The sequence below is a fragment of the Klebsiella sp. V115_8 genome, from assembly GCF_029967715.1.
In the GTDB taxonomy this organism is placed as follows: Bacteria; Pseudomonadota; Gammaproteobacteria; order Enterobacterales; family Enterobacteriaceae; genus Klebsiella; species Klebsiella quasipneumoniae.
Genome location: NZ_JASCAR010000037.1, coordinates 1 through 17,805, shown reverse-complemented (window position 1 = coordinate 17,805; position 17,805 = coordinate 1). Strand labels below are relative to the sequence as shown.

The following is a 17,805-nucleotide window of genomic DNA, read 5'->3' as shown; positions in this document are numbered from 1 at the left end:
TAGCTATGTCTGAAAATCGACAATTGCGTCTGGGGACGATATTACATGGCGCTTCGGGAAATATGTCCGCCTGGCGTCATCCGGCGGCGCAAGCGGACGCCAGTATTAATTTTGATTTTGTTACAGAGACGGCGTTAAAAGCGGAAGCGGGAAAACTGGATTTTATTTTTGTCGCCGACGGTTTATATATTAATGAAAAATCGATTCCCCATTTTTTAAATCGCTTCGAACCTTTAACGGTGCTTTCCGCGCTGGCCGCGGTCACCCGGCGGCTGGGGCTGGTGGGGACCTTATCCACTTCGTACAGCGAGCCGTTTACCACCGCCCGCCAGTTCGCCAGCCTCGACCATTTAAGCCAGGGGCGGGCGGGCTGGAACGTGGTCACTTCGCCGCTGGAAGGATCAGCGAAAAACTTCTCCCGGGCCCAGCATCCGGATCATGCGCTGCGCTATCGCATTGCCGATGAATATCTGCAGGTGGTGAAAGGCTTGTGGGATTCGTGGGAAGAAGATGCCTTTGTGCGCAATAAAGCGACCGGTCAGTTCTTTGACAAAAATAAGCTGCATACGCTCGATCATCACGGCGATTTCTTTAAAGTGGCCGGACCGCTGAATATTGCCCGCACGCCGCAGGGACGACCGATTATTTTCCAGGCTGGCGCGTCGGACGACGGCAAAAAATTAGCCGCACGCCACGCCGATGCCATTTTTACCCATCAGGAATCGCTGGCCGAGGCGCAGGCATTTTATCAGGACGTGAAAAGCCAGCTGGCGGCCTGGCAGCGCACCCCGGATCAGCTGCATATTTTCCAGGGCGTCAGCGTCATTGTCGGCGATGACGCCGAAGACGCGGAGCGCCAGTACCAGACCACCGCGGCGCTGGTCTCCATCGAGGATGCGCTGAACTATCTGGGGCGGTATTTCGAACACCATGATTTTTCGCAATATCCGCTTGATGAACCGTTCCCGGATATTGGCGACCTCGGGCAAAACAGCTTCCGCAGTACCACCGACGAGATTAAACGTCACGCCCGCGAGCGCGGATTAACCCTGCGCCAGGTGGCCCTGGAGGCAGCGAGCCCGCGTCCGCGCTTTACCGGCACCGCCAGCGATGTCGCCGACGGGCTGCAACTGTGGTTCGAACAGCGCGCGGCGGACGGCTTCATTATTCAGGGCGGCACGCCGGAAACCTTTCCGCGCTTTGTGGATGAGGTGGTGCCTCTGTTACAGGCGCGCGGCCTGTTCCGTCGCGACTATCCGGGCGCCACCCTGCGGGAAAGTCTGGGACTGGCGCTACCCGCTAATCAATTCCAAAAATAAGAAAAGAGAATCACGCTATGCAGAAAACAACACTCTTGCTGGCCGTCGCGTTGGCATTTAGCGCCTCGTCGTGGGCACAGGACGTCAAGATCAATGGCACCGGGGTAAGCCTTGAGGCCAACAAAACGCCCATTCACACAGCGAAAAACCCGCAGGCCATTGCCCTGTTGCCGAAAGATCTGCATCTGGCGGTGCCGGGGAAATTTACCGTCGCGGTGGCGGCCCTGAACTCACCGCCGCTGACGGTCTTCGCCGATGACAACAAAACCCTGCTCGGCAGCGAGGCGGATATCGCCCGGCTGGTGGCGGAGAGTCTCGGGCTGGAGGTGAACGTGGTTCCCACCTCCTGGGAAGACTGGCCGCTAGGGGTCACCTCCGGCAAATATGATGCCGCGATCAGCAATATTACCGTCACCAAAGCGCGGAAAGAGAAGTTCGATTTCGCCACCTACCGCAAAGACTCGCTGGGCTTCTACGTCAAAAGCAGCAGTCCGCTGAGCAAGATTGACAAGGCGGAAGACATCGCCGGGCTGAAGATTATCGTCGGCTCCGGTACCAACCAGGAGGCGATCCTGCTGGCGTGGAACGCGGAGAACGTCAAAAAAGGGCTGAAGCCGTTTACCCCGGTCTACACCAAGGATGATGCCGCCCAGACTCTGGCGCTGCAGACCGGACGAGCCGATGCCTTTTTCGGCCCCAATGTGATTGGCGCGTGGAAGGCGGCGCTGACCGGCAAAACCAAACTGGTGGGCAGCGTTGACGGCGGCTGGCCGAAAGCGGCGCATATCGCGGTGACGCTGAAAAAAGACAGCGGGCTGGTGAATGCCGTCCAGGCGGCGCTGAACGGCGCTATCGCCAGCGGGGACTATGCCAACGTGCTTAACCGCTGGGGAGAGGGAGTGGAAAGCATTCCGCAATCGGAGATCAACCCGCCCGGACTGGGCGACTGACAGGAGGCGCGATGAGCGAAGCATTCCGCGATATTTCTCCGGACGCACCGGAGCTGCAGCCGATTATTAGCGGGCTGTTTGCCGAATACGCCGCCCGCTACGGTGACTATTTTTCCCGCGATGCGGAAGTGGAGTTGAGCGAGTGGTATTTGCCGCCGCAGGGGCTGTTTATCGTCCTTGAGCGTGAGGGCGAAATTATCGCCACCGGCGCTTATAAGCCGAAGGATCGCCACACCGCAGAGATCAAACGTATCTGGACGCACCGCCGTCTGCGCCAGCAGGGGCTGGCGGCGAAAGTGGTTCAGGAGCTGGAGCGGCGGGCGGTGCTGGCCGGGTACAGCCATATCTACCTGACCACCGGTTTCCGTCAGCCGGAGGCGGTCAAGCTCTATCTCAGCCAGGGGTATGAGGCGCAGTTCGACCTTGCGCGAGACCCCGAAGAGTACAGTCAGCCGCCCTACGATGGCCGACTGCGGTTCACTAAAGCGCTGGCGGTGAGCGCCTTCAGCCACAGCGCCTGAGGAGGCATGATGCATTCATCTGAAACGATCAAAGTGGTGCCGGCGCGCTATCCGCTGCGGGTAGTCGGGGCCCTGGTGGCCCTGCTGGTGCTGGCGGTAGTGATCCAGTCGGTGGCCTTTAACCCGCGCTGGGAGTGGGGCGTCTTCGCCCGCTGGTTCTTCGACCCGGTGATCCTTGAAGGGCTGGGGCAAACCCTGCTTCTGACCCTGCTCGGCACGGTGCTGAGCGTGATCTTCGGCGGCCTGCTGGCGCTGGCCCGCTTGTCCTCATCATGGCTGCTCAGCAGCCTCGCCTGGGGCTATATCTGGCTGTTTCGCTCGCTGCCGCTGATTGTCGTGCTGATCATTCTCTACAACTTCTCCTATCTCTACGACACCCTGTCGCTGGGGATCCCGTTTACCGACGTCACCTGGGCCAGCTACCAGACGATAAACGTGCTGGGGCAATTCTCCACGGCGGTGGTGGGCCTGACCCTGGTGCAGAGCGCCTATACCGCGGAGATTATTCGCGGCGGCTTCCTCGGCGTTGACCACGGGCAGTATGAAGCCGCCGCCGCGCTGGGGCTACCCGCCTGGCGACGCACGCTGCGCATTATTCTGCCGCAGGCGCTGCGCACCATCCTGCCATCCGGCTTCAATGAGATCATCAGTCTGGCGAAAGGAACGGCGATGGTGTACGTCCTGGCGATGCCGGAGCTGTTCTACACCATCCAGATGATCTACAACCGTACCCAGGAGGTGATCCCGCTGTTGATGGTCGGCGCCGCCTGGTATCTGGTGATCACCAGCGTCCTCTCCGCCATTCAGTACCTGGTGGAACGTGGCCTGGCGCGCAGTGAGCGCCGCTCGGCGGTGAACAGCGCCCGCGGCAGCCGTCTGAATCAACCCGCACGTCAACCACAGCCCCAGGAGGCCGTCCATGCCCAGCTCTCGTAATGGCCATATCTCTATCACCGGGGTCAGCAAATACTATGGCCGCCACAAGGCGCTGGACGATGTGTCGCTGGAGATACCTCCGGGCACGGTGACGGTGATCCTCGGCCCTTCCGGTTCGGGCAAGTCCACGCTTCTGCGCACCATTAATCACCTTGAGCGCGTCGATGAGGGGTTTATTCAGATTGATGGCGACTATATTGGCTATCGCCGCAAAGGCGACAAGCTGTATGAGATGAAAGAGAAGGAGATCCTCCGTCAGCGGATCAACGTCGGCTACGTGTTCCAGAACTTTAACCTGTTTCCACACCTGACGGTGCTGGAGAACCTGATAGAGGCGCCGATCGCCCACAGGCAGGTCACGCGCAAAGAAGCCATTGCCCGTGCCTGGGAGCTGCTGGACGTCGTCGGACTGCGCAATAAAGCCGACGCCTGGTCGCGACATCTCTCCGGCGGCCAGCAGCAGCGTATCGCCATAGCCCGGGCGCTGGCGCTGGACCCGCGGGTGATCCTGTTTGATGAGCCCACCTCGGCGCTGGATCCGGAGCTGGTGGGCGAGGTGCTGGATGTGATCAAGAAGCTGGCGCGCTCTGGCACCACGCTGGTGGTGGTCACCCACGAGGTTGGCTTTGCCCGCGAGGTGGCCGACCAGGTGGTGTTTATGGTCGACGGCAGGATCGTCGAGCAGGGCAGCAGCGACGAGGTGCTCAACCATCCGCAGCATCCGCGTACCCGGCAGTTTTTATCCAGGGTGCTGCCGTCATGAACAGAGCGATAGCGACCCTTGTATTTAGTGCCCTGGCGCTGGACGCTCACGCGGCGCTGGATCTGCGCGCCAATGAGCAGCCATTGCCGGTCACCCGCGACCCGCAGGCGATAGCGAAAATTCCGCCGGGCTACCGCTTCGTGGAGCCGGGAACGCTGACGGTGGCGATCTCGGCGCTCAATTCGCCACCGCTGGCGCTGCTGGCCAGCGACAACCGCACGCGGATCGGCAGCGACCCGGATATAGCCCGCCTGCTGGCCGGGAGCCTTGGCCTGAAGCTCAGGCTGGTGCCCACTGCGTGGGAGGACTGGCCGCTGGGCACCGCCGCCGGCCGCTATGACGTGGCGCTGATTAATATCGCGGTAACCGAGAAGCGCAAAGAGAAGTTCGATTTCGCCACCTATCGGGTGGACTCTCTGGCCTTCTCGGTGAAATCCACCAGCGACATCGCCGCGGTGCATGGACCCGCGGACCTTGCCGGGCGCAAAGTGATCGTTGGGTCCGGCACCAATCAGGAGCGGATCCTGCTGGGCTGGAATGAGGACAACCGGGCCGCCGGGCGGCCGCCGGCCCAGCCGGTCTACCTGACCGATGATGCCTCCGGCAACCTCTATATCCAGTCCGGGCGGGCGGATATTTTTTTCGGTCCGCAGTCGGTGGCCGCCTATAAAGCGGCCCTTAACGGCCAGACCCGGGTGGTAGGCCTGGGGCCGAAAAAAGCGTGGGTGGCGACGACCACTAAAAAAGGCAACGGACTGGTCTTTGCCCTGCAGGCCGCCCTCGACGGGGCGATCGCCCGCGGTGAATATCAACAGGTGCTGGCGCGCTGGGGAGAGCAGGGCGAAGCGGTGGCGCAGTCGGTGGTCAACCCGCCGGGGATCACCTACTAACCGCCAGGGCCAGGGTATGCCGGGTGGGTGAGCGGCAATTTTCTGCCTACACTTAGGCTTTACCCTGGAGGCAGACCATGATTACCGTATATGGCGTGCCGGGATGGGGCTCGACGATAAGCGAGCTGATGCTCTCCCTGGCCGATATTCCCTACGAGGTGGTTGACGTCGAGGGCTTTGACCAGCCCGGCCCGGCGCGCGAGCGCCTGCGGCAGATTAACCCGCTGTGCCAGGTGCCCACCCTGACGCTGGCCGACGGCAGCATCATGACCGAAACCGCCGCCATCGCGCTGATGATCCTCGACCAGCGCCCCGATCTGGCCCCCGCGCCGGGGACGCCGCAGCGTCAGCAGTTTCAGCGTCTGCTGATCTGGCTGGTGGCGAATGTCTATCCCACCTTTACCTATGCCGACTACCCGGAACGCTGGGCGCCCGCCGCGGCGGAGCAGCTGGTGGAAAATTGTCGCCAGTACCGGAACAACCTCTATCTCTGGTTCGAACAGCAGCTGGTCGCCGGGCCCTGGGCGCTGGGCGCGTCGGTTACCCTCCTGGACTGCTATATCGCGGCGATGTATAGCTGGGGGCCCAGGCAGGCGTGGTTTAACGCCCATACGCCCAAATTTGCCGCCGTCGCCCTGGCGGTCTATCAGCGACCGGAGCTGGCCGCGGCGCTACGACGTAACAAGCTGATTTAACGCACGCGATGTCAACCGCAACCGCCATTCTGTGGTAGCGTTATGGCCTTCACCACAAGGAGTCTTTGCTATGCCGCATGTTGATATTAAATGCTTTCCCCGTGAACTGACTGACGAACAAAAAACCGCGCTGGCCGCCGACATTACCGAGGTGCTGATCCGCCATCTGAACAGTAAAGAGGGCGCGGTCAGCGTCGCGCTCACTCAGGTTGAGCCGGACGCGTGGCAGGCGGTGTGGGACAGCGAGATCGCCCCGCAGATGGCGCAATTGATTAAGAAGCCGGGTTATAGCATGTAACCCGGCGCCCCGGAGGCGATGCTGCGCATCTGTCCAACGGACAAGGTGCTTTGCGCCGCCTCCGGCAGGGGCTTCTCCGGCTACGCACTGAGAGAAACATCATGTTCATCTATCCTAAGCGCCAGAGAGCCAACTGAGGTGTATATGAAAGACGAATTGTTTGCCGATCTGCTGGCGAGTGCAGAAGAAATGGTCAGGATCGAGAAAGGTCAACAAATGCCGAAGGAGCAGCACGTTCATACCTTCAGCGAAATTGACGTGAAAGCGATACGTGAAGCCACAGGTTTAAAACAGCAGGACTTTGCAGCGGCCGTTGGCGTTAAGTAACAACGTGTATTTAAATCAACCCGTCCAGGCGTTTGCCCCGGACGGGCTACTTTATTAAAACCAAATCTCTGTCTGCACGCCAAAGTTCCAGTTTCCTCCGGCGGTAAAGCCTTTACTGCCGAAATCATCGTTGATCGCATAGCGATCCAGGTCTTTATCCCAGTTCATCCACGTGACAAAGAAACGGATCTCCGGCCTCGCTTTGATATCAAACACATCGCCAACTTTGAACGTCGGGGCGAAGGTCAGCTTGTAAAAATCGCCGCTCACCGCCTGGTATTGATACACGTTGTCATTATAGCGATAGGTTCGGCCGTTGGGATTCAGGTCCATATATTGCCAGGACGCCTCGTATAGCAGGGCGAAGTTGCGGGTGATCTCTTGGGAAACCCGCAGGTTAAAGGTTGCCCAATCGTAGCGGTCGCCATCGCGGTAGCGATCTTCGCTATGCTGGGCGATAACCGATGGTGCAAGCTGCCAGTTTTTCCCCAACGGCAAAATGCCGTAGGACGCAAAACGCAGGGACTTAGCGTTCTCGGTAAGATCGCCATCGCTACCGGGCTGGCGCGCCTCGGCGCCCAGCCCGCCGCCATACTGCAGGGCGCTCTCAGATACGCCCGGCGCGAGGCCATAGAATTGCTGTTTGTCGTGATATGCCAGCATCGCGTAGTAGCCGTTTTTCGCCGTATTATCGCTGCGCAGAGCGTAACTGCCGGTGGTCGAGGTATTATCTTTCAGATCATCATTGCCCTGGGCGGTCATCGCCGTGGTCATCAGCTGCCAGTTGTTCCAGAAGTGGTTGGCGGTGAACATCAGGTTCTGTATATCGTTATCCTGGTAGTTATCGCTACCCAGATCGCCGAAGTTACGCGCATAGACCGAGTAATCGCCGCGCAGCGTATCCCCCCACTTCACGTCATTGATCCCGCCGCCGGTACCGCCGAGGAACATAATATCGCTATCGGTAAAGTGGATATCGAAATTATCGCGGTCGAAACGCTTGCCCGCCCAGATGGACGCGCTCCTGAACGGCCCGGAAAAATCGGCGAAATTGCCCATCTCGACGTACAGCTGACGCACGTTCAGGTGGTGGCTGTCGTTATCCTGTACCCATGGATCCGGGTTGGTTGCCCCGTCGGCAAGCATGGTTTTAAAGTGCGCCCATGACCCGTCGCTGAAGGTCATTTTTTTGCCGAAGCTGAGCTCTACGTAGTTATCTTTCTCGTTGCCGAGACGGCCAACGTGGGCATCGCCGTTGAGCGAACTGGCCGGGGAGATTCCCGGCCCGCCGCGCGCGCCTTTACCATGACTGTCAACCAGCATCCCGGAGCGCGCGTAGGCGTTGAACTCGAAGCCATCGCTGAGGCTGCTTTTCGCCAGCTGTTTGTCGGCAGCCTGCTGCTTTTGCTCGGTCGCTGCGGTGCGCTGACTGAGGGTCTGCACCTGCTTTTCCGCTGCCGCCGCGCGTTGTTCCGCGGCGCTGGTGCGCAGCTCCGCCTGCTGCGCCCGACGTTTGGCCTCTCCGGCCTCCTGCTCCGCATGATTAAGCCGGGCCTCCAGCTGCGCCAGCCGTTGTTCGACGGTGAGCGGGGCCGCACTCGCGTCGTAAGCCGAAAAAAGGGCGCAGCAAACCGCTGCGCTAATCAAAGAGATACGCATATCAATCCTTATTTTTTTCAGAGGTATTAGGGGGTGCTGCGCCTTACAGGGCGTGGTTTTCTCCAGCAACGGGCGATGGGTTCGACGGCGCACGGCGTCCAGCGTCAAGGTCGGCGCGGATCTGCTCGTACTGGTCGTCGAGTCGGTAGAAGCGACCCATCCACAGCATTGAGGCGACAATCAGCAGCGCCGGGATATAGAGGTAGCAGGCTTTTATCGCCAGCATCGCGCCGTCGCTTTGCGTCTGATTAGCGATATAACCGCCGGATGAGAGCAGGACCCCGGTAATGGCTCCCGCGCCCGCCATCGCCACCTTGCCAAGAAAGCCGTTGATGGAGGTTAAAATGCCGGCGGTATTGATGCCGGTTTTCCATACTCCGTAATCCACCGGATCGGCTTGCATAGAGAAGTAAATTGCCGTGCGCTGTCCGGCGCCAAGCGAGAGTACGACCGCTCCGGCAACCAGACCCCAGCTGTTAACGCCTGCCGCCATCATCATGACCATGCCGACCAGGTTGATCGCGCTGGCGACCAGATAGACGTGGCGCTTTTTCATCCGGCTGGCGAGCAGCGGAACGGTGAGGGTACCCAGCAGAGGAACGAAGGTGGAGATCCCGGCGACGATCGCCGTGAGATCGTTATTACCGACGTAATAATGAAAGAAGTAGACCAGCGCCCCGGTCTGGAAGAAAAACGCGCCCCACATCAGGAAAATATTGATGGCGAAGACGAACCATGGTTGGTTGGCGCGCAGGCTGACCCAGGCGCGTTTTAAGGTCATGCGCTCCTGAGTAATGCTGATATTTTCCTTAACGTTCCGGAAGCTCACCAGCAGAAAAAAGGTGGCAATAACGCCGAAAACCACCGCAGTATAGAAGAAGCCGTGCTCCTGATTGCCTTTCCCCAGCGCGCCAACCAGCGGCAGCGTGGCGACCGCGACAATAGTCGCGCCGAGCGAGCCGAGCAGAATACGTACCGCCGACAGCGTCGTGCGCTCCCGCGAGTCGTTCGTCAGAAACGGCAGCATGGCGCAGAATGGAATATTAACGAGGGTATAGAGAAACGACAGGCACAGATAGGTGACAAAAGCGTAGATCAGCTTACCGGTGGTGCCGAAATCAGGCACGTAGAAGGCCAGAATACACAGCAGTCCGAAGGGGATCGCGCCAATCAGCAGATACGGACGGCAGCGCCCCCAGCGGGTGGCGGTATTGTCGATAACCAGCCCCATTAGCACGTCGGCAACGCCGTCCACCAGGCGCGTCACGAGGAACATCAGGCCTACGTAATAAGCGGGCAGGCCCATCACGTCGGTGTAAAAGAACATCAGATAAAGAGAGATCATCTGCCACACAAGGTTGCAGGAGAGGTCGGCGATGCCATAGCCAAGGCGCTGCCGCCAAAGGGTAAAGGTTGTTTCTGCCATAAAAGTACACTCGCTTATCGTTGTTGTTAAAGTCCGTACTGGCGAATAAACCAGGCCGGGGTGCAGCTCCACGCATGGCAATAACTGTTTATCAGCTTGCTGCCATAAGGGGAAAAATCAGGATGCGCCGGGTCGAAGATTTCCCAGAAGGTATCGGCACCGTAGTCGACCATTGCTCCCCAGTAGGCTTTGATCTGCGCAATAGCGTCGTCGCGCAGCCCGCACTGCAGAAGGGCGGCAATATAGTGGTGACGCAGGTATGGCGTGTTCATGGCGATCGCGGGGGGATTTTGCTCCAGATTATGCATGATCTCCCGGCGCTGCTGAGGAGTACCGACTTCCGCCAGTACCAGCCAGATTTGCGATGCCCATGAGACCTGCCGCTGCTCGCCGCTGATGTAGAAGCCTTGCTGCTCGTCCCATAAGACATCGAGGGCCGCAGCTTTAAGCTGCTGTAAACGCTGGCGATAGCGGACGGCCAGCTCAGGTTCGAAACGCTCCGCCAGCCAGACGGCGCGCTGCAGGCAGTAAATCAGCACGCCCTGCGCTGAGGCCTGTTTATTCAGCGATGCCTGCCAGTCGATAAACACCCACCAGTCGTCGCTATCGCGCACAACCCCGGAGGCGTCGCAGCGTTTCAGCGCCAGTTCAATCTGACGACGGGCCGTGGGCCACAGCTCGCGGGCCGTAGCTATATCCTCCGCGCTTTGCAGATAGTTGTAGAGAACGTCAACAAAAAACAGAGAATAATCAAAAAGAAAGGTATCGTCAGCAATGACATCCGGCTGCACGAACACGTTGGCCGATACCATACCGTCCTCACGAGTATGCCCGGCGAAAAGGTACAGGCAGCGGCGTACTAAATCGTGATGGGCGAAGGTCACATCGTTCACCAGAGCCTGCAAACGTAAATCGCCGAGCCACAGGCGGCGGTCGCGTTTGGGGCCATCCTCAAACACCTCCTGCATGCAGTTTTGCAGAGTCAGAACGGCAACGCTGTCGATGGCCTTGAGCTGCGGGTCGGCGATTGTCGCTGCCGGGCATGCGCCGCTGGCGGAGGTAACGGCATTCACCTGAATCTGGTTGAACTGCAGACGAAACTTGCGCGACACGGCTTTGACCTCCACCTTCAGATAGCGGAAGCAGTAGCGGCGCGGCAGATCAACGTCGGCGGGCAGGACATCAAGCCACAGATCCTGCTGCTGCAGCCAGCTGCTGCTTAGCCAGCCCTGGTAATCGCTGAACGGCTCACATACTTCGCTCAGCGTTTCGCCGAAGGTGAACTGCAGATGGGCCGGAGCGTCCGGCGGGCTCCCGACGCTCTGACAGAGAAAATGCAGGTAGCCAACAAAGTGGCTGCCAAAATCAATAATGACGCTATCGCCGCTGCTCAGCTCGCGCTGATAAAACGCGGCCAGGGAACTTACCGGCTCAGCGCGCCAGCCAAACAGCGCCGTGGCGTCGGCGTGGGCTTCCACCACGGCGATCGGCGGGTACGCCTGCCGGCGTAGCGCGGGCCGGAGCGTCTCGGCGGTGCGTAGAAAATCCGGGTGGCGGGTCATCGAGACCTGAGAATTATGCTGAATTGCCTGTGACATACTGCGTCCTCTGTATTTATTTGTCCGCAGCATAAGATGCCGGCCACGGGGGCAACCACTCTGGCAATGCCAATGCATTTGCCAGATTGGCACTGATAATGAGATGGGCGAGTTGCCGATCACAATTCCAAACATCTTGCTCGTGGCGGTCGGGAAAATGCATTATCTTGCCTCTGCGCCGTAAGCCGTTTTGGACTTTACAGATGATGATGTTGACCGTTGAGTATTATTTCACCCATCCGCAGGATAAGCTGGGCATGTATGCCAGCGATCCGGAAGATAATAGCCATGAACATAGTCATGAATTTGCTGAGCTGGTGATCGTTGAGGAAGGGCACGGTTTACACGTTATTAATGGCAGGCCACTATATATTCAACAGGGCGACGTTTTTTACGTTCAGCCTGGCGACGTTCATTATTATGATGAGCTGGGAACGCTTAAGTTAATTAATGTGCTGATTAATCCGTTGGTAGGCTTTCATTATTTACAGCCTCTCGATACCTTATTACAGACTTTCTCTGCGCAGAATGCGTCCTGCTACGGTTGGCTGGCGCCGGACACCCGCCATATCTGCAAGGAACTGGTGGATAAGATATTTTCTGCCGAGCTGCGGCAGGAGCAAAATATTGCTCTGCGCGAAGCCGCGTTTTTCCAGCTGGTGACGACGATTCTGCATGCCGAAACCGAAGCCGAATATAGCACCACCAAATATAAGCTGCATAAATTGCTGACCTGGTTACAGGAGCACTGCTTTGAAGAGCATAACTGGCAGCAACTGGCGGAGAAATTCCATCTCACTACGCGTACCGCTTTTCGCCATATTAAAGAGGCGACGGGATTGACGCCGGATAATTATTTAAAGCGTCTGCGATTAGTTTCGGCGCGCGTAAAATTACGCGAGACCGATATGACGATTACCGAAGTGGCCTATCTATGCGGCTTTGCCAACAGTAATCACTTTACCACTTTATATAAAAAGGTTTTTGGCCTGACGCCCAGCGAAGACCGGCGGCGTTTGCAGCGCTAGTTCTCTCCCCGGAGGCGATGCTGCGCATCTGTCCGGGCTACGCGTCCTCAGCGGTCTGCGATCCGGTAGACCGGGCAAGGCGCTGCGCGCCGCCCCCGGGAGAGACGCGCAGGGTGGTGAAGGATTGCCCCGGAGGCGAGGAGAGCTACTCTTCCGGAGTATTGGCCCGCACGTGGCGGCCGCTGGCGACAAAATTGCCGGTTCCCAGATGATGCAGGGTATTGATCTTATCGTCATCGAACTGCCAGCGTCCGGTGACAAACGCGCGCTCATCGGCGGCGGCGGAAACCACTTCGCCAAACAGCGTATCGTACTGCTCCTGGGCCGCCGTCGCCGGCAGCAGGCGGCACTCCATCCATGCCAGACACTTCTCCTCGATCAGCGGCAGTCCCAGTTCCGGGCCGCTCACCACTGGAATTCCGTAAGCATTGAATTTGTCTTCATCGCGGCCGCTGACGCTGCCGACCGCGTAGGTCCAGCTGGCGGCGGCCACGCCGGGAACCACGATGCCGAAGGTGCCGTTGCGCTCGATGATTTCCCGCGTCCAGGTGCTTTTATCCACCACGATAGCCACCCGCGGCGGGGCGAATTCCACCGGCATCGACCAGGCGGCGGCCATGACGTTGCGCCGGTCGGAGGCAGCGTCGTAGCTGGTGATCAAAATGGTCGGGCCGTGGTTGAGCAGGCGGCTGGCATACTGCAGTTCCACGTGGCGAAAGCGGCTCATAGGCGTTCCTTGAGTAATGGGTCGGTTGGCAGGTAACACGTTAAGCCGCAATGAAAATGTAATCAATACGTCATCTCGTCTGACTATAGTCGCCAGCACAAAGTCCCAAAGAGGATCACAATATGTTGGCTCCCCTGATGTTATCCCAGGTGAGCGCGCCCCGTCGGATGTCGACCGCCGGGCAGGGGTTGCTTTCCCGCAAGGGAGGGCGACAATGCGCGCGCTGACCCCTATCACTCTGCAGGCGGTCTCATTCGCCTTCGCAGAGACCCCCATTCTCGATGGCTTCTCGCTGCATATCGAACCCGGCAGCATTGTGGCGCTGCTGGGCCCGTCCGGCTGCGGCAAAAGCACCTTGCTGCGCCTGCTGGCCGGGCTGAGCGTGCCGGCCAGCGGTGAAATCCGCTTTGGCGATCGGCTGGTCGCCCGCGCAGGATGGGGATTGCCCCCGGAACAGCGCGATATCGGCATGGTTTTCCAGGATTACGCCCTCTGGCCGCATATGAGCGTGGCGCAGAACGTCGCCTTTCCGCTGCGCATGCGCGGCGTTGCCCGCGCCGAACGCGATCGACGGGTGAGCGAGGCGCTGGCGCGGGTGGGCCTCGACGGCTTTGCGGAACGTAAACCTTCAGGCCTTTCCGGCGGCCAGCAGCAGCGGGTGGCGCTGGCGCGGGCGATCGTCGCCGCGCCGCGGGTGCTGCTGTTTGATGAGCCGCTCTCCAACCTGGACAGCGAACTGCGCGAATCGCTGTGTGGCGAAATGAGCCGTCTGCTGCGACAGCTCGGCACCACCGCCGTGTATGTCACCCACGACCGCCGTGAAGCCGACCTGTTAGCCGACCGGATCGTCCATTTATCCGCGGGCCGCGTGGCCGCTGTCCGCGCCGTTACGCCAACCTCAGGGGAAGTTGCATGAACACCGTTATGACCGTTAAGAAAGGAGTGGTACTCGCGATGGCTCTCTCCGCCATGATGCTCTCCAGCGCCCATGCGCTGACCGTTTACACCGCCGGCCCCGGCTCGCTGGCGAAAAACCTGGCCAGTGGTTTTGAACAACAGACCGGGGTGAAGGTGACCGTTTTCCAGGCCACCACCGGCAAAGTGATGGCCCGTCTGGAGGCCGAGCAGGCCAACCCGCAGGCGGATGTGCTGATCTCCGCTTCATGGGATACCGCGGAGGATCTGCACAACCGGGGCTGGTTGCTGCCTTTTCACAGTGCTAACGCCGACAAGGTACCGGCTAATCTGAAATCGGCGGACTATATCGCCCAGGGAGTCTCGGCGCTTGGCATCGTCTGGAACAGCAAAAGCGGCACTCCGGAGCCGAAAGAGTGGCGCGACCTCACCCAGCCGGCGTTTAAAGACAAGGTGACCACGCCCGACCCGTCGCTCTCCGGCGCGTCGCTGGATCTGTTGATTGGCCTGCAAAACAGCATGGGCGACCAGGCCTGGCAGCTGTTTGACGATCTGAAAAAGAACGGCATGGTGGTCAGCGGCCCCAACGCCCAGGCGGTGACGCCGGTGATGCAGGGGGCGAAAGCGGCGGTGTTCGGCGCGGTGGATTATGTCTCCTACGGCAATATTCAGCAGGGCGAGTCGCTGAAGGTGATTTTCCCGGCCAGCGGGACGGTGATCGCCCCGCGCCCGATGATGATCCTCAAAACCAGCCAGCATGCCGACGAGGCCAAAGCCTTTATCGATTACGTGCTGTCGCCGGAAGGTCAGGCGCGGGTCGCCGACGCCTGGCTGATGCCCGCTCGCCGCGATGAGGCCGCCAAACGCCCGCTGCTGGACGCGCTGAAGGTCTTGCCCACCAGCGGCGAGGGGAGTAGCGAGCGTAGCGCCGTCCTCAGCCGCTTCAGTCAGCTGTATGCCCACTAATTGACACGGTTCTCCGGCGCTGGCCGCCGGAGAACGCTTCGTTTCAGGAACCGCTGTGAAACAAAAATTCCTTTCCGGCGTGACGCTTGCCGCCCTGACGCTGCTGGTCGCGTTACCGCTGTTGTTTATTCTGCTGCAGGCGATTTTCCCCCATTTTAGCGCCGGTTCGCTCCATGACGCCTTTGGCGGCGTCTGGCCGCTGCTGGCCGACCCCCAGCTGCCGTCGATGCTCGGCGGTACGCTGTGGATTGCCGGCGGCGTGGCGCTGGCCAGCGTGATGATCGGCCTGCCGCTCGGTATTCTGCGCGGTATGTTTTCGTTGCCGTTACCCCGGCTGTGGGACCTGCTGTTTTTGATCCCCTTTCTGACGCCGCCCTATATCTCGGCGCTCTCGTGGATGCTGGCTCTGCAAAGCCAGGGCTATCTGCAGCAACTGACCGGCTGGCAGCTAAACGATCTGCTGTTCAGCCGCAGCGGGATCGTGCTGGTGATGACCTTTAACATTTTTCCGGTGGTTTACTTTGCCGTCTCCCGCAGCCTGCTGGCGAGCGGGCAACGGCTGGCGATGGTCGCCCGGGTCCATGGCGCCAGCGCCTGGCGCGCCTTCTGGCACGTGACGCTGCCGATGCTCTCCCCGGCGCTGGCGTCGGGGATGCTGCTGGCGTTTACTCTCGCCATCGAGGAGTTTGGCGTCCCGGCGGCGCTGGGCAGTCGGGCGGGAGTAGTGATGCTGACGGTGGGCATTGAGAAAAAGCTGGCTGACTGGCCGGTGGATCTCACCGGCGCTGCGCTGCTGTCGCTGCTGCTGATGGCGGTGGCGTTGTTCGCCTGGTGGCTGCAAACGCGGCTGGTGGGTGAGAAGGAGGTCACCAGCGTCACCGGTAAACCGGGAGAAAACCGCGGAGCGTCGCTGGGCTGGATGACGCTGCCCGCGCTGCTGGTGATGGCGGCCGTCGGCGGCCTGGCGGTCGGGGTCCCCGCCGTCTCGATGATGCTCACCAGCCTGATGGGCACCCTCTCGGGCGGGGTGAGCCTGGAGAATGTCACGCTGCGTCACTTCGCGGCGCTGTTCGACCAGCAGGGCGATGCCCTGTCGGCCCTCGGCGTCAGCCTGTCGCTGGCGTTAGGTTCGGCGCTGATCGTCGGCGCGCTGGGGCTGCTGGCCGCCTGGCTGGTAATGGTGCAGAAGATCAAAGGGCGCGGGGTGGTGGATGCGCTGTCGCTAATGCCGGCGGCGCTGCCCGGCGTGGTGGTGGGGGTGGGATTGATCCTGCTGTGGAATCAGCCCTTCTGGCCGCGTTCGCCCTACAACACGCTGTGGATGCTGCTGCTCTCCTATTGCTGCCTGCTGCTGCCCTGGCCGGTGCGCTATGTCGGCAGCGCGCTGCGCCAGCTGGGCCCGAACCTTGAGCCCGCCGCCCGGGTGCACGGCGCGTCGCCGCTGCGGGCGCTGCGGTTGATTGTCCTGCCGCTGGTCTTTCCGGCGCTGCTGGCGGCGATGCTGATGGTGTTCGCGGTGGCGTCCCGGGAGCTGGTGACCTCGCTGCTGCTGTCGCCCGCCGGCACGCAGACCGTGGCGGTGTTTATCTGGCGCCAGTTTGAACAGGGATCCGTTGGTCAGGGCATGGCGATGGCCAGCCTGACGCTGTTGACCGGTCTGGTCCTGATGCTGACGGCGCTGGCGCTGATGCAGCGCAGTACGCGCGGTTAACGGCAAGCGCACAAAAAAGAGGGTCGGCGCGGAAAAATAGGCTATAAATGTCGGACACCTACAGCTGGAGACCCTGATGAGTCCCTTTTTACGCGCCTATTTTTCCCGTCTGGGCTGGACGGGCGAGCCTGATGTTTCTATTGATACCTTGCGCCAACTGCATCTGCAGCATAACAGCGCCATCCCCTTTGAAAACCTCGACGTCCTGCTGCCGCGCGAGATCCATCTTGACGACCTGGCGCTGGAAGAGAAGCTGATCGCCGGCCGCCGCGGAGGGTATTGTTTTGAACAAAATGGCCTGCTGGAGCGCGCGCTGCGCGAAATAGGCTTTAACGTTCGCAGCCTGCTTGGCCGGGTGGTGCTGGCCAATCCGCCGCAGATGCCGCCGCGCACTCACCGTTTATTGCTGGTGGAAGTGGCGGGCGAGCGCTGGGTAGCCGACGTTGGCTTCGGCGGCCAGACGCTGACCGCGCCGATCAAGCTGCTGGCCGATATCCCGCAGCAGACGCCGCACGGCAGCTATCGTCTGGTGCATGAAGGGGATGAGTGGACGCTGCAGTTCAACCATCACGAACACTGGCAGTCGATGTACCATTTCGATTTAGGCCGCCAGTATGCGTCTGATTATGTGATGGGTAACTTCTGGTCGGCGCACTGGCCGCAGTCCCACTTCCGTCACCACCTGCTGATGTGCCGTCATCTGCCTGACGGCGGCAAAATGACCCTCACCAATTTCCACTTTACCCACTGGGAGAATAACCACGTGGTGGAGAAGGTCGATTTTGCCGATGTCTCCGCGCTGTACGAAGGGCTGCAAACCCGCTTCGGGTTGGGCGTGGACGATCCTAAACATGGCTTTAGTGAAGCGGCGCTGGCGGCGGTAATGGCGGCATTCGATACCCATCCGGAAGCCGGGAAGTAAATCTCCTCATGCCCGGCGGCGCTGCGCTTGCGCGGGCCTACGGGGGGGAGCCTGTGAGAGGGCCCTGTAGGCCGGGCAAGGCGACAGCCGCCACCCGGCGAAATTACAGGTACCGTGCCTGATATCTTGCCCGGCGGCGCTGCGCTTGCGCGGG

15 protein-coding genes and 2 pseudogenes are annotated in these 17,805 nt (G+C 60.3%); 13 read left to right on the top strand and 4 right to left on the bottom strand.

Annotation, left to right across the window (positions count from 1 at the left end; all coding sequences use genetic code 11):
- Nucleotides 1-5 precede the first annotated feature (5 nt).
- The 8 genes and pseudogenes from QLG03_RS16975 to QLG03_RS16940 all read left to right on the top strand — a co-directional run.
- Nucleotides 6-2,269, top strand: a pseudogene (locus tag QLG03_RS16975) (NtaA/DmoA family FMN-dependent monooxygenase).
- Nucleotides 2,270-2,280: 11 nt separating this feature from the next.
- Nucleotides 2,281-2,790, top strand: a complete 510-nt coding sequence (locus QLG03_RS16970) for a GNAT family N-acetyltransferase (protein ID WP_004202731.1) — start codon at nt 2,281-2,283, stop codon at nt 2,788-2,790.
- Nucleotides 2,791-2,799: 9 nt separating this feature from the next.
- Entirely contained in the window at nt 2,800-3,726 is a 927-nt protein-coding gene (locus tag QLG03_RS16965; RefSeq protein WP_087827038.1) for an amino acid ABC transporter permease, read from the top strand.
- Nucleotides 3,710-4,489, top strand: a complete 780-nt coding sequence (locus QLG03_RS16960; RefSeq protein WP_032453069.1) for an amino acid ABC transporter ATP-binding protein — start codon at nt 3,710-3,712, stop codon at nt 4,487-4,489. The genes QLG03_RS16965 and QLG03_RS16960 overlap by 17 nt, the downstream gene beginning before the upstream one ends.
- Nucleotides 4,490-4,527: 38 nt before the next feature.
- Nucleotides 4,528-5,379 carry a transporter substrate-binding domain-containing protein gene (locus QLG03_RS16955; protein WP_167878180.1) on the top strand — a complete coding sequence of 284 codons (852 nt, stop codon included), beginning with the start codon at nt 4,528-4,530 and terminating at the stop codon, nt 5,377-5,379.
- A gap of 77 nt (nt 5,380-5,456) precedes the next feature.
- Nucleotides 5,457-6,074, top strand: coding sequence for a glutathione S-transferase family protein (locus QLG03_RS16950; RefSeq protein ID WP_087776974.1), 618 nt, complete (start codon nt 5,457-5,459; stop codon nt 6,072-6,074).
- Nucleotides 6,075-6,144: 70 nt separating this feature from the next.
- Nucleotides 6,145-6,372 (top strand): tautomerase PptA, encoded by a 228-nt coding sequence (gene pptA, locus QLG03_RS16945; protein ID WP_004891592.1) that lies wholly within the window; start codon nt 6,145-6,147, stop codon nt 6,370-6,372.
- Between the two features lie 144 nt (nt 6,373-6,516).
- Nucleotides 6,517-6,693, top strand: a pseudogene (locus QLG03_RS16940) (transcriptional regulator); the annotation flags it as partial.
- A gap of 60 nt (nt 6,694-6,753) precedes the next feature.
- On the opposite strand, the gene QLG03_RS16935 reads toward QLG03_RS16940, so the two are convergent.
- The 3 genes from QLG03_RS16935 to QLG03_RS16925 are packed head-to-tail and all read right to left on the bottom strand — an operon-like array spanning nt 6,754 to nt 11,382.
- Nucleotides 6,754-8,358 carry a carbohydrate porin gene (locus tag QLG03_RS16935; protein WP_255987681.1) on the bottom strand — a complete coding sequence of 535 codons (1,605 nt, stop codon included), beginning with the start codon at nt 8,356-8,358 and terminating at the stop codon, nt 6,754-6,756.
- A gap of 43 nt (nt 8,359-8,401) precedes the next feature.
- A complete protein-coding gene (locus QLG03_RS16930) occupies nt 8,402-9,784 on the bottom strand; it encodes a glycoside-pentoside-hexuronide (GPH):cation symporter (RefSeq protein WP_044523481.1) in 1,383 nt (460 codons plus the stop codon).
- Between the two features lie 26 nt (nt 9,785-9,810).
- Nucleotides 9,811-11,382, bottom strand: coding sequence for a sugar hydrolase (locus QLG03_RS16925; RefSeq protein ID WP_255987678.1), 1,572 nt, complete (start codon nt 11,380-11,382; stop codon nt 9,811-9,813).
- A 203-nt stretch (nt 11,383-11,585) separates the two neighbouring features.
- Between QLG03_RS16925 and QLG03_RS16920 the strand changes: the two genes are divergently transcribed.
- Nucleotides 11,586-12,410: a helix-turn-helix domain-containing protein gene (locus QLG03_RS16920; protein ID WP_044523479.1), complete on the top strand. Its 825-nt coding sequence runs from the start codon at nt 11,586-11,588 to the stop codon at nt 12,408-12,410.
- 145 nt (nt 12,411-12,555) lie between these two features.
- Here the strand turns inward: QLG03_RS16920 and QLG03_RS16915 are convergent, their stop codons facing one another.
- Complete coding sequence (locus tag QLG03_RS16915; protein ID WP_048297612.1) at nt 12,556-13,137, bottom strand: flavin reductase family protein; 582 nt, start codon at nt 13,135-13,137, stop codon at nt 12,556-12,558.
- 214 nt (nt 13,138-13,351) lie between these two features.
- On the opposite strand from QLG03_RS16915, the gene QLG03_RS16910 reads away from it, so the two are divergent.
- From QLG03_RS16910 to nhoA, 4 genes are all read left to right on the top strand, one after another.
- On the top strand, nt 13,352-14,053 hold the full coding sequence (locus tag QLG03_RS16910; protein WP_048297611.1) for an ABC transporter ATP-binding protein: 702 nt from the start codon (nt 13,352-13,354) through the stop codon (nt 14,051-14,053).
- Nucleotides 14,050-15,018: an ABC transporter substrate-binding protein gene (locus QLG03_RS16905; protein WP_255987675.1), complete on the top strand. Its 969-nt coding sequence runs from the start codon at nt 14,050-14,052 to the stop codon at nt 15,016-15,018. The genes QLG03_RS16910 and QLG03_RS16905 overlap by 4 nt, the downstream gene beginning before the upstream one ends.
- 55 nt (nt 15,019-15,073) lie before the next feature.
- Entirely contained in the window at nt 15,074-16,729 is a 1,656-nt protein-coding gene (locus tag QLG03_RS16900; protein WP_232711858.1) for an iron ABC transporter permease, read from the top strand.
- Between the two features lie 76 nt (nt 16,730-16,805).
- On the top strand, nt 16,806-17,651 hold the full coding sequence (gene nhoA / locus QLG03_RS16895; RefSeq protein WP_017900510.1) for an N-hydroxyarylamine O-acetyltransferase: 846 nt from the start codon (nt 16,806-16,808) through the stop codon (nt 17,649-17,651).
- Nucleotides 17,652-17,805: the final 154 nt, after the last annotated feature.

Excerpts from the sequence above, each read along its gene's own strand:
- QLG03_RS16920 (WP_044523479.1), top strand. The coding sequence starts at position 11,586 with ATGATGATGTTGACCGTTGAGTATTATTTCACCCATCCGCAGGATAAG.
- QLG03_RS16925 (WP_255987678.1), bottom strand. The coding sequence starts at position 11,382 with ATGTCACAGGCAATTCAGCATAATTCTCAGGTCTCGATGACCCGCCAC.
- QLG03_RS16970 (WP_004202731.1), top strand. The coding sequence starts at position 2,281 with ATGAGCGAAGCATTCCGCGATATTTCTCCGGACGCACCGGAGCTGCAG.
- QLG03_RS16910 (WP_048297611.1), top strand. The coding sequence starts at position 13,352 with ATGCGCGCGCTGACCCCTATCACTCTGCAGGCGGTCTCATTCGCCTTC.
- QLG03_RS16965 (WP_087827038.1), top strand. The coding sequence starts at position 2,800 with ATGCATTCATCTGAAACGATCAAAGTGGTGCCGGCGCGCTATCCGCTG.
- QLG03_RS16915 (WP_048297612.1), bottom strand. The coding sequence starts at position 13,137 with ATGAGCCGCTTTCGCCACGTGGAACTGCAGTATGCCAGCCGCCTGCTC.
- pptA (WP_004891592.1), top strand. The coding sequence starts at position 6,145 with ATGCCGCATGTTGATATTAAATGCTTTCCCCGTGAACTGACTGACGAA.
- QLG03_RS16960 (WP_032453069.1), top strand. The coding sequence starts at position 3,710 with ATGCCCAGCTCTCGTAATGGCCATATCTCTATCACCGGGGTCAGCAAA.
- QLG03_RS16950 (WP_087776974.1), top strand. The coding sequence starts at position 5,457 with ATGATTACCGTATATGGCGTGCCGGGATGGGGCTCGACGATAAGCGAG.
- QLG03_RS16905 (WP_255987675.1), top strand. The coding sequence starts at position 14,050 with ATGAACACCGTTATGACCGTTAAGAAAGGAGTGGTACTCGCGATGGCT.
- QLG03_RS16935 (WP_255987681.1), bottom strand. The coding sequence starts at position 8,358 with ATGCGTATCTCTTTGATTAGCGCAGCGGTTTGCTGCGCCCTTTTTTCG.
- QLG03_RS16930 (WP_044523481.1), bottom strand. The coding sequence starts at position 9,784 with ATGGCAGAAACAACCTTTACCCTTTGGCGGCAGCGCCTTGGCTATGGC.
- nhoA (WP_017900510.1), top strand. The coding sequence starts at position 16,806 with ATGAGTCCCTTTTTACGCGCCTATTTTTCCCGTCTGGGCTGGACGGGC.